Here is a 13,971-nt window from a genome sequence, read left to right as displayed (position 1 = left end):
CGGCCGGCCTACTTGGCCTTCTCGACATCGGTGTCGATCTGCCGGGCCGTCCGCTCCAGACCACCCTTCAGATCGGTCTCCTTCCCGGCCTCGTACAGATATCCGAACTCCTGCAGCGTCACCTGGTACACGCCGCCGTTGACGGAGGCCGGGGTGGTGTTGGACCTCGGGTGCCGGGCGATGTCGAGGAAGGTCTTGAACCGCGGGTCCAGCTTGAGCGCGGGCGAGGCGAGGGCCTCGTTGGTGGAGGGCACGTTGCGCAGCTCGTTGGCGAAGTTCACGACCGCGTCGGTGTCGGTGGTCAGGTACTTCACCAGCTCCCAGGCCGCGTTCTGCTTCTTGCTGGTGGCGGCGATGCCGACGATGGTGCCGGAGAGGTAGCCCTTGCCGTAGTCGGCGGCCTGGTCGTCCGGGACGGGCAGCGGGGCGACGCCGATCTCGAACGGCAGCCCGGCGTCGGTGGCCATGCCGAGCCGCCACTCGCCGTCGAGCTGCATGGCGACCTGGCCGGTGTGGAAGGGGTGCTTGGCACCCCACTCGTCGCCGAAGGTGTTGCGGTACTTCTCCAGCCTGGCGAAGCCGCCGAGCTTGGCGATGAGGTTCTTCTGCCAGGTGAACATGGCGGCGAAGGCCGGATCCTTGGCGATGTTCGACTTGCCGGAGGCGTCGAAGTAGGTGGGGCTCCACTGGGCGACGAGGTGGCCGGGGGTGGACTCGTACCCGTGGAACACGGGCATGAAGCCGAGCTGCTCGTACGAGTCCCCCTCGGCCTTGGTCAGCTTGACGGCGGCGGCGTCGAACTCGCTCCAGGTGCGGGGAGGTCGGGCGATCCCGGCGGCTTCGAACGCATCCTTGTTGTAGTAGAGCCCGTACGCATCCCCCAGAAGAGGAAGCGTGCACCGCTTCCCCTCGAACTGCGTATAGGCGAGCCGGGGAGCGGCGAAGGTCTTCTCGAGATCGATGCGGGACTTCTCGACGAACGGCTTGAGGTCGGCGAAGGCTCCGGAGGAGCAGAACTTGCCGACGTTGTCCGTGGTGAAGGACGAGACGACGTCGGGGGAGTTGGAGCCGCCGGCCCGGAGCGCCTGCTGGATCTTGTCGTCGGTGATGTTGGGGACGACCTTGACGGTGATGTTCGGATGGTCCTTCTCGAACCGCGCGATGGTGGCGTCGACGGCCTTCACCTCGGACGGCGCGGACCAGCCGTGCCAGAAGGTGAGGGTGGTCTCGGCCTTGGGGTCGTCGGTGGCCCGACCGCCGGACTGCCCGGTGCAGGCGGTGAGGAGGAGCGCGGCGGCGGAGGCGAGGAGGAGGCCGCGGCGTACGGGGGAGGACGGGGAGACGGGCATGAGGAGGACTCCCTTGACGGTCTGAGCGAGGGACGACGGGGGGACCCCGCGTCCTCATCGGGACGTGTCGAAAACCTCGTCGCGGGTGGCGGCGAGGGCGCTCTCCAGGGCACCGCGCAGGACGGGCCGCCGGGGCACCGCGGCCAGGACGAGGGTGGGCCGCGCGGCGGCGAGCTCGGTCAGCTCGGCCTGGACGCGGGCCCGCAGGGGCTCGCCGCCGGGGACGACGGCCTCGCCGGACAGGACGACGAGCTCGGGGTCGAGGACGGCGACGAGCGAGGCGAGCCCGGTGGCGAGCCGGAGGGCGTACCGATCGAGGAACTCGGCGTACCGGGCGTCGGACGCGTGCTGTTCGGCGGCGATGGCGAGCAGCGCGGAGGCGTGGGCGACGTACGACCGGCCGGTGGTGTCGATCCCGACCTCGCGGGCGAGCCCGGGTACGGCCTGGGCGCCGGCGAGCTCCTGGAAGCCGCCGCTGTTGGCCTTGGTGACCCCGCGGACGAGCGGCGTACCGGGCACGGGCAGGAACCCGACCTCGCCGGCGCCCCCGGTGAACCCACGGTGCAGGCGGCCCCCGAGGACGAGCGCGGCGCCGAGCCCCTCCTGGTTCCACAGCAGCACGAAGTCCCCGTGCCCCTTGGCCGCCCCGAGCCGCTGCTCGGCGACGGCGACGAGGTTGACGTCGTTCTCGTACTCGAACGGCATGGGGAGGGCGGCGGCGAGCTCGTCGAGCAGGGTGGGCGAGTGCCATCCCGGCAGGTGGGAGGCGTACCGCAGCCGTCCGGTGGCGGGATCAAAGGCACCGGGCGTCCCGATGACAACCCGCCGAACGTCCCCGGCCGAGATCCCTGCCTCCTTGACGGCCCCGTCGAGCGCGGCACGCACCTGCCCCACGACATCCTGCCGGTCACGCCCGGGCGTAGGCAGCTCGAACTCCCCGACGACGGCCCCGGTGACGTCGGCGACGGCAGCAAGGATCCGCTCGGGATTGACATCAAGCCCAGCGGCATAGGCGGAAGTCGGGTTCAACGAGTACAACTGCGCACTGGGCCCAGGCCGCCCGGCAGTGGCCCCAGCCGCAACAACAAGCCCAGCAGCCTCAAGCCGAGCAAGAAGCTGCGAAGCAGTCGGCTTGGACAACCCGGTCAGCTTCCCGATCCGAGTCCGCGACAGGGTCCCGTGCTCCAGCAACAGATCGAGCGCGGCCCGATCGTTCATGGCCCGCAACACCCGAGGAGTCCCCGGCACCCCCATCCCGCTCCCACCCATGCGCAACCCGCTCTGTTAGGAAACCTTCCTATCAACGTGCATGGAAACTAGGACCCCCACGGAACGGAGTCAACCCCCAGGAACGCGAACGCCCCCGAGGCAACCGAAGAGTTGCCTGCGGGGGCGTAGGAGGTTTCGGGGTTACTTCGCCAGGTTCGGCGCGCTGCCCGGCAGCGGGGTCGTCGCCGCCGACTGCGGCGACGTCGTGTTGGCGAAGGCCGAAGGGGCCGCCATGCCGGCCGACGGGTCCGGGGTGGCCTCCTCCGCCTGCGGCGGGATGCCGCCGACGATGCGGATGCCAGCCTCGTCCAGGGCGCGCTTGATGCGCCAGCGGAGTTCGCGTTCCACGCCGAGCTTCTTGCCGGGCATCGTCTTCGCCGAGACGCGGATCGTCATGGAGTCGAGCAGGACCTCCGTCAGGCCCAGCGTCTCCACCGGGCCCCACAGGCGCTCGTTCCACGGCTCGTCCTTCGCCATCGCGGCGCCGACCTCCGCCACGATGCCGTTGAGCCGGTCCAGGTCCTCCGTCGGGCGGACCGTCACGTCCACCGCGGCCGTGGCCCAGCCCTGGCTCAGGTTGCCGATCCGCTTGATCTCGCCGTTGCGGACGTACCAGATCTCGCCGTCCACGCCGCGCAGCTTCGTGACCCGCAGGCCGACCTCCACGACCTCGCCGGACGCCACGCCCGCGTCGACCGAGTCGCCGACGCCGTACTGGTCCTCGAGGATCATGAACACGCCGGACAGGAAGTCCGTCACCAGGTTCCGCGCGCCGAAACCGATCGCCACGCCGGCCACACCGGCCGACGCCAGCAGCGGCGCCAGGTCGATGTCGAAGGCGCCCAGGACCATCAGTCCGGCCGTGCCCAGGATCAGGAACGACGCCACCGACTTCAGTACCGACCCGATCGCCTCGGACCGCTGCCGACGCCGCTCCGCGTTCACCAGGAGTCCGCCGAGGGCCGTGCCCTGCACCGCCTGCGCGGAGCGGTTCATCCGCTCTATCAGCTTCGTCAGGGCTCGGCGGACCGCCATCCGCAGCAGCATCGCCACGATCAGGATCAGCAGGATCCGCAGGCCCGTGTTCAGCCAGACGGCCCAGTTCTCCTCGACCCAGCCGGCCGCGTTGCTCGCCTTCTGGGCCGCCTCGTCGAGGGTGGCCGTGCCGGGCGTCGCGTCGGACACGTGAAGACCTCCATGCGTTGTGTGCAGATCCTCCACGGTAGCGGGGCTCCGGGCCCGCCCCCGCTGTCCGGAACCGCCAACGGCCCGATGTGGTCGAGAACACCCCCGGGCCGTTACCCCTACCTAGTGGCGCTCCGACCAGCCATGAGGAGAGACTGAGAGCAGATCGTCCCGGCGCGAGCCACGCGCCGCCGGCGTATGAGGAGGCCGTCCGTGCCACATGTCCTGGTCCTCAACGCGTCGTACGAGCCGCTCGGCGTCGTACCGCTCCGTCGCGCGCTCGTCCTCGTCCTCGAGAACAAGGCACTCTGCCTCGAGGAGTCCGGCGCCTTCCTGCACAGCGAGACCCGCGTCGTCCCCGCACCCAGTGTGGTCAGACTGAAACGGTTCGTGCGGGTCCCCTACCGGGGGCCCGTTCCCTTGACCCGAAGAGCCCTCTTCGCCCGCGACGGCGGGCGTTGCATGTACTGCGGTGGCGTCGCAACCAGCGTCGACCACGTCATTCCGCGCAGCCGGGGCGGGACGCACGCCTGGGACAACGTGGTGGCCGCCTGCCGCCGCTGCAACCACATCAAGGCCGACCGCCATCTGCGCGAACTGGGCTGGCGGCTGCGCCACCAGCCCGCACCGCCGTCCGGACTGGCCTGGCGCATCATCGGCACAGGTCACAGGGACCCGCGCTGGTTGCCGTACCTCAAGCCGTACGGCGCGGACGACGCGATGGCCCGGATCGACTCCGTGTCCCCACCCCGTGAACCCGGGGTGGCCACGGTCTCCGTTCCGGGCCGTTGACGTAGGTGAGGGCCGTACCGACTCAGGGGTTCCGCAGGTGTGCGGGGTCCCTGTCGTCGGCCGGTTCCTCCGGCTCCGTCCCCTCCGGGGCCTCCGGAGGCTCCTCCGCCACGGCGTAGGTCTCCACCGACCACAACGAGTACCCGTACTCGGTCGCCCGCGCGTCCCCCTGCACCCGCAGGAACCGGGTGTCCGCCGCGTCCATCCGGACCGACTCGCGGCCGCCCCGGCCGTCCCGGACCGTCGCCGCGGTGCGCCAGGTGCGGCCGTCCGCCGAGACCTGGACGCGGTAGCGGCTCGCGTGGGCGTCCTGCCAGTGCAGGACGACCCGCCCTATGCGGGCCGGCTGCGCCAGCTCCACCTGCCACCACGCGCCGTCCTCCGCCGGGGAGGACCAGCGCGTCGCCGGGTCGCCGTCCAGGGCGTACGAGGCGGGGAAGTCCGCCGTCTCGTCGCCGGACGACGCGGCCGTGCCGAGCCGCGCCAGGTCCGGGCCCGCCGTGCGCGGGTACGCCCGTACGGTCAGGACCCGCTCCTCGCCCGCGAAGGACACCGGCACCAGGTACGTGCCCGACGGCGCGTCCGGCGCCACCGAGACCTCCAGCGGCACCGTCGTGCCCGCGCCGCGCGGCACCCGGATCTGCCGCGGGAGCCGCACCGTCACGCCCTTCGGCGGCCGCGCCGTCAGCGCGCCGCGCACCTCGTCGGGCCGCTGCGCCACCAGCCGGACCTGCAGTCGCTGCGCCGGGCCGCCGATCTCCGCGTCGGTCTCCGCGCGGGCCAGCTCCAGCTCCGCCTGCGGCTCGTCCGCGAACCACGGCACCAGGGAGCGCACGACGGGAGCGCGCCCGTCCGCCCACACGACCCGCACCGCCTCCGCGCGCAGGCCCTTCGCCGCGGTCTGCGTGTAGCCGCTCGGCGACACCGGGCCCAGGTCCTGCCATCCCCCGCCCGGCAGCAGCGCCTCCAGGCGGGCCGCGTCGCCGGTGCCCGGCTCGGTCATCAGGGTCAGCGACTCCAGCGGCCGCGGCCGGTCCAGCTTCACCGTGTACGCGCCGGCCCCCGGCGAGACCGAAGGCGAAGGCGCGGGCACCGCCGCCCTGCGGGCCCGGTCCGCGCCGGTCCAGGCCGTGGCCTCCTTCACCGACCGGGCCAGGAACGGGTCGAGAACGCCCTTGCCGACCGTCGCCCGGGCCTTCGTCACCGCCGACCGCAGCGGCTCCAGCCGCAGCTGCGCCTGCCAGGCCGCCGCGCCGTCGCCGCGGGCCTGGGCCTGCAGCATGTCGACCGCGGTCTCCCCGGCGAGCCCGTACCGCGACAGCTGCTCCAGCCACGGCCGCACCTCGTCGTCGAGCAGCCCGCCCGCCGTACCGCTCAGCCGCTCGGGCGCCTCGCGCATCACGGTGAACGCGGCCCGCAGCTCGCGCGCCGCGCGGTCCCGTACGGCCGGGTCGGCGGCGGCGCGGTCCCGCCAGTACGCCGCCATCAGCGGCTTGAGGTACGCGGACTCGGCGCCCGGGTCGAGCAGCGAGGAGGAGCCGTTCCCGGCCAGCGCGCGCAGCGCCTCGCGGGCCCCGGCGTCCCCGCCCGCGAGATCGTCGACGGCGGCCCGCCAGGACTCCTGGGCGCGGTAGCCCTTGGGGTTCCAGGCGTAGTCGGCGGCGGTGAACAGCGGGATCCGGGAGGCGGCCGGCTGCTCCATGGCGTTGGCCAGGAAGGCGGCGGAGCCGGCGGCGACGGCCGGTTCGCGGCCGGTGTGCGGGCCGAGGAAGAGACGGTCCTGCGCGTAGTCGTTGACCGGGTAGTTGTCCATGGTGACCAGCGGGTGCCGGAACGTGTCGCGGGCGCCCGCCAGTTCGCGGCCGGTGATGGTGCGCGGCACCACCCCGACGCCCGTCCAGGCCACCTGGACCCGCGGGTCGAGCCGGGCGGCGAGCGCCCTGCGGTAGGCGGTGGCGCCGTCCTGGTAGTACTCGGTCGGCATCAGGGTCAACGGCTCGGCGTCCGGATGCCGTTCGGTGAGGTGCCGGGCGACGGCGCCCGCGACGCGGGCGTGCGCGGCCGCGGCGGCCTCCGGGCCCCGGCCGTAGACGTCGGCGTCCCGGTCGCAGTGCCACTCGCTGTAGCTGACGTCCTGGAACTGGAGTTGGAAGGCCCGCACCCCGAGCGCCCACATCGCGTCGATCTTGCGGTTCAGGGCCCGTACGTCGTCGTCGGAGGCCAGGCACATCGACTGCGCGGGCGCGACGGCCCAGGCGAGGGTGACGTGGTTGGCGCGGGCCCGCTCGGCCAGTTCGCGGAACGCGGTGCGCTCGGCGGCCGGGTACGGCTCGCGCCACAGGACCTGACGGTACGGGTCGTCGCCGGGGGCGTAGAGGTAGCGGTTCTGCTTCGTCCGGCCGAGGAAGTCGACCTGGGCGAGGCGCTGTTCGCCGGTCCAGGGGCGGCCGTAGAAGCCCTCGGTCATGCCGCGGACGGCCGAGCCCGGCCAGTCCCGCACCCGGACGCCGGGGATCTCGCGCCCGCCGCCGGTCCGCTCCGTCACGAGCTGGCGCAGGGTCTGCACGGCGTGGAACAGGCCGTCCGGGCCGACGCCGTCGAGGGCGACGGTGTCCCGTCCCTGGACGCGTCCGGTGGCGAGGCGGTAGCCGCCCCGGGGCAGATCGGTGCGCTCGGGGGCGCGCAGCGCGCGCAGTGCTTCCGCGGCGCCGGACGCGCCGTGGCCGGAGGGCCCGCCGAGGCGGAACACCGGGCCGCGACCCGCGGGAGCGGTGGCGCCGGCCCCGGCCGTGTACACGGTGTGGACCCCGGCCGCCCGCAGCACCTCCCGCAGCGCCGCGACCGCGTACGGATCGGCGTCGGCGTCCGCGAGCAGAGTCGCCTCCGTGCCGAGGGCCACCGGCGCGCCGGCGGCGGTCAGCGACTGGGGCCGTGGCCAGACGGAGGGCGGACCGGAGCCGTCGGGAACGTCGGTGGTGGTCACCGGCGGGACCGGCGCCGCGTACGCCGGGACGACGCCGCCGCCGAGGAGACCGCCGATCACGGCGGCCGCGACCGCCGTCGCCGTCCGCCTGCCGCGCCGCAGGTGCACGCCCCTCTCCCCTCTCCTGTGCCCCACCCGTACATCACGAGCAGATCACGAGCCCACCACCCGGCGCCCGAAGGTGTCAATGCAGCCAGCCGATCTGTCGTTTTTGCCCGGCGGGGTGGCGTCCGTACGCCGCGTTCCGCGGGTACAACGGAGGGTGACCGGCGTCACGCGCCGCCTCAGCCGCTGTGTCCACGTGTCCGCCCCCCAGCCCCGGGAGTGCCGAAGTGACCCTGGCCCGCCTCGCCGAACTCCACGGTGTCGCCACCGCGTACGCGCCCTCCGCGGGCGTCACGGTCCACGTCCCGGACGCCACCGTGGTGGCCGTCCTGCGCGCCCTCGGCGTCGACGCCTCGACGCCGCAGGCGGTCGCCGAGGCCCTCGCCCGGGCCGAACGGGACGCCCGGGAGCGGCTGCTGCCCGCCACCGTGGTCCTCTGGCAGGGCGCGCCGCCGCCCCCGGCGCTCGCCGAACTCCCGCCGGACACCCGACTGGTGGTGACCACGGAGGACGGAGACACCGCGACGTGGGAGCCGGGGCCGGAACTGCCGCTCGGCGTGCACCGCGTCGAGGCGCACGCCCCCGACGGCCGCCGCTCGCGCGCCACCCTCGTCGTCGCGCCCGAGCGGCTGCCGCAGCCCCCGGAGCGGGTCCACGGGCTGCTCGTCCAGCTGTACTCGGTGCTCTCGGAGCACTCCTGGGGCATGGGCGACCTCGGCGACCTGCGGGAGCTGGCCGCCTGGGCGGGCCGCACCCACGGGGCCGGCTTCGTCCAGGTCAACCCGCTGCACGCGGCGGTCCCCGGAGCGCCCGTGGACCCGTCCCCGTACCGTCCGTCCTCGCGCCGCTTCCCGGACCCGGTGCATCTGCGGATCGAGCGGATCCCCGAGTTCGCGTACATCGGGACCGAGTACCGTGCCGAGCTCGACGCCGTCCTCCAGGAGGCCGCCGAGCTGCGCGAACGGGTCCTGAAAAAGGGGGCGTTGATCGACCGGGACGCGGTGTGGGCGGCCAAGCGGCGGGCCCTGGAGCTGGTGGCGACCGTGCCGCTCGGTCCCGGCCGGCGCGCCGACTACTGCGACTTCCTCGCCGAGCACGGCCGCGCCCTGGAGGACCACGCCACGTACTGCGCGCTCGCCGAACGCCACGGCCACCACTGGCGGAACTGGCCGGCGGAGCTGCGCGACCCCCGGACCGCCGCCGCGGTGGTCCGGGACGACGACGAACTGCCCGCGCTCGTCGACTTCCACTGCCGGCTCGCCTGGCTGACGGACCAACAGCTCGCCGCCGCCTCCCGCGCCGCCGGGGAGGCCGGGATGGCGGTGGGGCTCGTCCACGACCTGGCGGTCGGCGTGCATCCGGACGGAGCGGACGCCTGGGCGCAGCAGGACGTGTTCGCCGCCGGCATGTCGGTGGGCGCGCCGCCGGACGCGTTCAACGCCCGCGGCCAGGACTGGGGCCTGCCGCCGTGGCGGCCGGACGCCCTGGCGGCCGCCGGCCACGCCCCGTACCGCGGGCTGCTGCGGAGCATGCTGCGGCACGCGGGGGCGCTGCGGATCGACCACGTGATGGGCCTGTTCCGGCTGTGGTGGGTGCCGGAGGGCGGCGAGCCCACCGAGGGCACGTACGTGCGCTACGACGCCGAGGCGATGCTCGCCGTCCTCGTCCTGGAGGCGCACCGGGCGGGCGCGGTGGTCGTCGGCGAGGATCTCGGCACGGTCGAGCCGGGCGTGCGCGAGGCGCTGGAGCGGCGCGGGGTGCTCGGCACGTCGGTGCTCTGGTTCGAGCGGGACTGGGACGGCGACGGCCGCCCGCTGGCCCCGGAGCGCTGGCGCTCCGGCTGCGTGGCCACCGCCACCACGCACGACCTGCCGTCCACCGCCGCCCGGCTGACGGGCGAGCACGTGCTGCTGCGGCACCGGCTCGGGCTGCTCACCGGGGAGCTGGAGCGGGCGCGGGCCGCGGACCGGGCGGAGGTCGCCGAGTGGCTGGGCTGCCTGGACGGGCTCGGGCTGCTGCCGGAGGGCGTCGGCGAGGAGGAGGCGGAGGTGCGGGCGGTGCACCGGTTCCTGCTGCGCACCCCGGCCCGGATGGTCGGGGTGTGGCTGCCGGACGCGGTGGGCGACCGGCGGCCGCAGAACCTGCCGGGCACCTGGGACCAGTACCCGAACTGGCGGCTGCCCGTCGCGGACCCCGCGGGCCGGCCGCTGACGCTGGAGGAACTGGCCGCCTCGCCCCGGCTGCACCGGCTGTTCGCGCTCTTTCGGGAGGGCTAGGGAACGGCCTCGTGGGGGCGCGGAAGCCCGTACGGCACCCCCGGGCGCGCGCCCCGTCCGGGCGTTCGCTACTTTTGCACCGTGGACAAGAAGAACGCCCTGCGCGCCGGCGCCGTGACGGCCGGTACGACGCTGATGATGCTGCTCATGTCGTCCCCCGCGCTCGCCAACGTGCGTGACGACGGTGACGACCCGGCTCCCAAGCTGAGCGTCGCGGAGACCCTCGGCCTGTTCGTGGCCGCGCCGATCGTGCTGTTCCTGGTCATCGCCGGCCTGGTGATGGTGCTCGACAAGTCCAAGAAGCAGGCCTGACCGCCCGCTGAGTCTTCCGAGGGCGCCGTACGGTCCATGAGGACCGTACGGCGCCCTCGCATGCGTTCGAGCGGTCGCGGGCGCGGTGGTGCGCGCCTCAGACCGTCGTGGCGAGCAGCTTGCGCAGCAGTCCGGCCAGCTGCTCCGCCTCCTCCTCGGTGAGCGCCGACTCCAGCGCCGCCTTCTGCTGCGCGAGACCGGCCCCGACGGCCTGGTCCACCAGCTCCCGGCCGCGGTCGGTGAGGGTCACCCGCAGCGCGCGCCGGTCGTTCGGGTCGGGGCTGCGGCTGAGCAGCCCGGCCTTCTCCAGGCGGTCGAGCCGGCCGGTCATGCCCCCCGTGGTGATCATGAGGGTGGCCGAGAGCTCCCGAGGCGAGAGCGTGTAGGGAGCGCCGGAGCGGCGCAGCGTGGCGAGCACGTCGAACTCCCCGAGGGCCATGCCGTACGGCGCGTACGCCTTGTCGACGCGGCCGCGCATGGCGAGCGAGAGCCGGTAGATCCGTCCGAAGACGGCCATCGGCAGGGTCGTCAGATCGGGCCGGACGGCCGCCCACTGGTCGGTGATGGCGTCGACGGCGTCGTGGGCCGGCCCGGGGCCGGGGGTGGGTCCGGGTCCGGGGTGCGGCTCGGGGCTCTTCTCGTCCATGCCCTCAGTGTTCCTTCCCTGTTCGTTCTTCGGCAAGAAAGAAGCTGCCGAGAAAGCTGCTTACAAACAAGTAGCTTAGTGCTAAGTTAATTACCGCCAAGCCAGTTCCACGCAGAGGGGGGATCCGTCATGTCCCGCAAGGCCGCAGTCGTCGCCCTGACCGCCCTCGCCCCGGTCTCCTGGGGCTCCACCTACTACGTCACCACCGAGTTCCTGCCGCCCGACCGGCCGCTGTTCACCGGGCTGATGCGGGCCCTGCCCGCCGGGCTGCTGCTGCTCGCGCTCACCCGGAAGCTGCCGACCGGGGCCTGGTGGGGCAAGGCGGCGGTGCTCGGCGCGCTGAACATCGGCGCCTTCTTCCCGCTGCTGTTCCTCGCCGCGTACCGGCTGCCCGGCGGGGTGGCCGCGGTCGTCGGCTCGGTCGGCCCGCTCTTCGTCGTCGGCCTCGCCGCCCTCTTCCTCGGCGACCGGCCCACGGCGAGGTCCCTGCTCGCCGCCGTCGCGGCGGCCTTCGGCGTCAGCCTGGTGGTCCTGAAGGCGGGCGCGGCCCTCGACGCGGTCGGTGTGGGCGCCGGACTGCTGTCCGCCCTGTCGATGTCCGCCGGCACCGTGCTCACCAAGCGCTGGGGCCGCCCCGAGGGGGTCGGCGCGCTCGCGATGACCGGCTGGCAGCTCACCGCGGGCGGCCTGGTCATCCTGCCGATCGCCTTCCTGGTCGAAGGCGCCCCGCCCGCCCTCGACGGCACCGCGCTGGCCGGGTACGCGTACCTCGCCCTCGGCAACACCGCGATCTCGTACTTCCTCTGGTTCCGCGGCATCGAGCGGCTGAGCGCGTCCTCCGTCACCCTCCTCGGCCCGCTCTCGCCGATCAGTGCCGCCGTCATCGGCTGGGCCCTCCTCGGCCAGGCGCTCGGCCCGGTGCAGCTGGCCGGCATGGCGATCGCGTTCGGCGCCTCCCTGGTCGGGCAGATGGGGCCACGGACGCCGAAGAAGGAATCGCCCACCCAATTGTTTAGTCTGACTGAAGGAAAGGCTCAGGAACTTTCGATGGACCTGAAGGTTGTCGGGGTGCGACGGTAGGCCGCATGAGCCTGACCACCGCACGCCGTCCGACCACCGACCTTCCCGCCCTCGCCCCGAGGCCGGCGCCCGTCCGGGGCGCCGGCCTCGGGCTGCTTCTCGCCCTGCTCGCCACCGTCGTCTGGTCCGGCAGCTTCGTCGCCTCCCGCGCCCTGCACGACACCGTCCCGCCCGTCCAGCACGCCTTCTGGCGCTGGATCGTCGCCCTCGTCGCCGTCGCCCCCTTCGCCGCCCGCGCGGCCTGGCGCCGACGTGCCCTGATCCGGCGTCACCTCGGCTTCCTCGCCCTCGCCTCACTGCTCGGCGTCACCGTCTACAACACCCTCGTCAACCAGGCCGGACTCACCACCTCGGCCGCCAGCATGGGCATGATCATGGCCGCCTCGCCGGTCCTCATGGCCGGGTACGAGCGGCTCGGCGGCACCCGGCTCGGGGCCCGGCGGGTCACCGGCATGCTGATCGCCTGCGCCGGCGTCCTGCTCCTGGTCGGCCGGGGCGCGCTGCCGACCCGGCTCGGCGCGGGCGACCTGTGGATGTTCGCCGCCGCGCTCAGCTTCGCCTCGTACAGCGCCCTCCTCAAGCGCCGCCCCGCCGAACTCGGCGGCGCGGTCCTCCTCTTCACCACCTTCCTGATCGGCGCGCTGATGCTCGCCCCGGTCTTCGCGGTCAGCCTCGCCGTCCAGGGCGGCTTCGAGCCGACCGCCGACGCCGTCGGCCCGCTGCTCTACGTCGGCGTGGCCTCCTCCGCCGTCGCCTTCTTCGCCTGGAACAAGGCGATCGCCCTCATCGGCGCGGCCCGCGCCGGCGTCGTGTACTACCTCCAGCCCGTCTGCGTCGCCCTCCTGTCGTACGCGCTGCTCGGCGAGGGACTCGGCGTCCTCGGCGCGGCCTGCATGGCCCTGATCCTCGGCGGCGTCGCACTGGCCTCGGCCCGGAGCCGGTGACCGCGCCGGGGCGGGGCGCCGCGCCCGGTAGGTTGCGCCCCATGACCGAGTGGGACATCAAGAAGCTCCAGATCCTGCGCACGCTGCGCGACCGCGGGACCGTCACCGCCACCGCGGAGGCGCTGCGGATGACCCCCTCGGCCGTCTCGCAGCAGCTCACCAACCTCGCCAGACAGCTCGGCGTCCCGCTCCTGGAGGCCCAGGGGCGGCGCGTCCGGCTCACCGACGCCGCCCACCTCGTCCTGCGGCACGCCGAGTCCGTGTTCGCGCAGCTGGAGCGGGCCGACGCCGAACTCGCCGGCTATCTGCGCGGCGAGGCCGGCGAGGTCCGGGTCGCCGCCTTCTCCACCGCCGTGCCCGCCCTCGTCGTCCCCGCCGTGCAGCAGCTGCGCGCCGAGCACCCCGGACTCGGGGTGCGGGTACGGGAGGCGGAGGCGGCGGAGGCGTACGAGCTCCTCGGCGCCGGCGACGTCGATCTGGCCCTGTCGCTCGCGGCGCACGCCCCGCCCGAGCGCGACCCCAAGTTCAGCCGCGTCCCGCTGCTCGCCGACCCGCTCGACGTCGCCCTGCCCGCCGGTCATCCGCTGGCCGAGGCGCCCGGACTGCGGCTGGCCGACCTGTCCGCCGAGCCGTGGATCTTCGGCGGCTCCGGGCCCTGGTCGGAGATCACCACCGCCGCCTGCGAGGCCGCCGGTTTCGTGCCTGAGCAGGCGCACAGCGCGGCCGGCTGGACGGCGATCCTCGCCATGGTCGAGGCCGGGATGGGCGTCGCGCTCGTCCCCCGGATGGCCTCCGCCTCGGCCTCCGCCGAGCGGCGGGCCGGTGTCGTCATGCGGGTGCTCGCCGCCGACCAGCCGCGCCGCCACGTGGTCGCCGCCGTCCGGCGCGGCGCGGAGGAGGGACCGGCCCTGGCCCGTGTCCTCGGCGCGCTCCGACAGGCCGCGGTCCGCCGCGAGACCGTTCAGCAGAACTGAAAAGGACCGTCGAAAACATTCGATGGACCGCGAGGGTCGAGGCGCGGCACAGTCAG

General features: G+C 74.0%; 11 protein-coding genes. 6 read left to right on the top strand and 5 right to left on the bottom strand.

The genetic code is table 11. The annotated features are described in order from the left end of the window. Window positions 1-8: 8 nt before the first annotated feature. The 3 genes from ABZO31_RS10975 to ABZO31_RS10965 all read right to left on the bottom strand — a co-directional run bounded on the left by ABZO31_RS10975 (window position 9) and on the right by ABZO31_RS10965 (window position 3,803). A complete protein-coding gene (locus ABZO31_RS10975; protein WP_406860944.1) occupies window positions 9-1,349 on the bottom strand; it encodes an ABC transporter substrate-binding protein in 1,341 nt (446 codons plus the stop codon). 54 nt (window positions 1,350-1,403) lie between these two features. Next, complete coding sequence (locus ABZO31_RS10970) at window positions 1,404-2,618, bottom strand: ROK family transcriptional regulator (protein WP_406860943.1); 1,215 nt, start codon at window positions 2,616-2,618, stop codon at window positions 1,404-1,406. A gap of 141 nt (window positions 2,619-2,759) precedes the next feature. Then, complete coding sequence (locus tag ABZO31_RS10965) at window positions 2,760-3,803, bottom strand: mechanosensitive ion channel family protein (RefSeq protein ID WP_406860942.1); 1,044 nt, start codon at window positions 3,801-3,803, stop codon at window positions 2,760-2,762. Window positions 3,804-4,016: 213 nt separating this feature from the next. On the opposite strand from ABZO31_RS10965, the gene ABZO31_RS10960 reads away from it, so the two are divergent. Beyond that, entirely contained in the window at window positions 4,017-4,595 is a 579-nt protein-coding gene (locus tag ABZO31_RS10960; RefSeq protein WP_406860941.1) for an HNH endonuclease, read from the top strand. A 22-nt stretch (window positions 4,596-4,617) separates the two neighbouring features. Here the strand turns inward: ABZO31_RS10960 and ABZO31_RS10955 are convergent, their stop codons facing one another. Then, the gene (locus ABZO31_RS10955) at window positions 4,618-7,680 is read right to left on the bottom strand and encodes a beta-N-acetylglucosaminidase domain-containing protein (RefSeq protein ID WP_406865318.1); all 3,063 of its coding nucleotides are present in this window, start codon (window positions 7,678-7,680) and stop codon (window positions 4,618-4,620) included. Between the two features lie 230 nt (window positions 7,681-7,910). Between ABZO31_RS10955 and malQ the strand changes: the two genes are divergently transcribed. Both malQ and ABZO31_RS10945 read left to right on the top strand, forming a co-directional pair. Continuing rightward, a complete protein-coding gene (gene malQ, locus ABZO31_RS10950; RefSeq protein ID WP_406860940.1) occupies window positions 7,911-9,959 on the top strand; it encodes a 4-alpha-glucanotransferase in 2,049 nt (682 codons plus the stop codon). 81 nt (window positions 9,960-10,040) lie between these two features. Continuing rightward, entirely contained in the window at window positions 10,041-10,271 is a 231-nt protein-coding gene (locus tag ABZO31_RS10945) for a hypothetical protein (RefSeq protein WP_406860939.1), read from the top strand. A gap of 97 nt (window positions 10,272-10,368) precedes the next feature. On the opposite strand, the gene ABZO31_RS10940 is transcribed toward ABZO31_RS10945, so the two are convergent. Beyond that, window positions 10,369-10,917: a MarR family winged helix-turn-helix transcriptional regulator gene (locus tag ABZO31_RS10940; protein WP_406860938.1), complete on the bottom strand. Its 549-nt coding sequence runs from the start codon at window positions 10,915-10,917 to the stop codon at window positions 10,369-10,371. Window positions 10,918-11,046: 129 nt separating this feature from the next. Here ABZO31_RS10940 and ABZO31_RS10935 point away from each other — a divergent pair, with 129 nt between their 5' ends. Genes ABZO31_RS10935 through ABZO31_RS10925 form a run of 3 tightly spaced genes read left to right on the top strand, consistent with a single transcriptional unit; the run spans window position 11,047 to window position 13,915 of the window. Next, window positions 11,047-11,997, top strand: a complete 951-nt coding sequence (locus ABZO31_RS10935) for an EamA family transporter (RefSeq protein WP_406860937.1) — start codon at window positions 11,047-11,049, stop codon at window positions 11,995-11,997. 5 nt (window positions 11,998-12,002) lie between these two features. Continuing rightward, on the top strand, window positions 12,003-12,941 hold the full coding sequence (locus ABZO31_RS10930) for a DMT family transporter (RefSeq protein WP_406860936.1): 939 nt from the start codon (window positions 12,003-12,005) through the stop codon (window positions 12,939-12,941). Window positions 12,942-12,982: 41 nt separating this feature from the next. After that, window positions 12,983-13,915: a LysR family transcriptional regulator gene (locus tag ABZO31_RS10925; protein WP_406860935.1), complete on the top strand. Its 933-nt coding sequence runs from the start codon at window positions 12,983-12,985 to the stop codon at window positions 13,913-13,915. Window positions 13,916-13,971 lie beyond the last annotated feature (56 nt).

Source organism: Streptomyces solicamelliae, from assembly GCF_045348655.1.
GTDB classification, from domain to species: Bacteria; Actinomycetota; Actinomycetes; order Streptomycetales; family Streptomycetaceae; genus Streptomyces; species Streptomyces solicamelliae.
The sequence above is the reverse complement of the archived record's forward strand: the minus strand, read 5'-3'. Positions and strand labels throughout refer to the sequence as shown.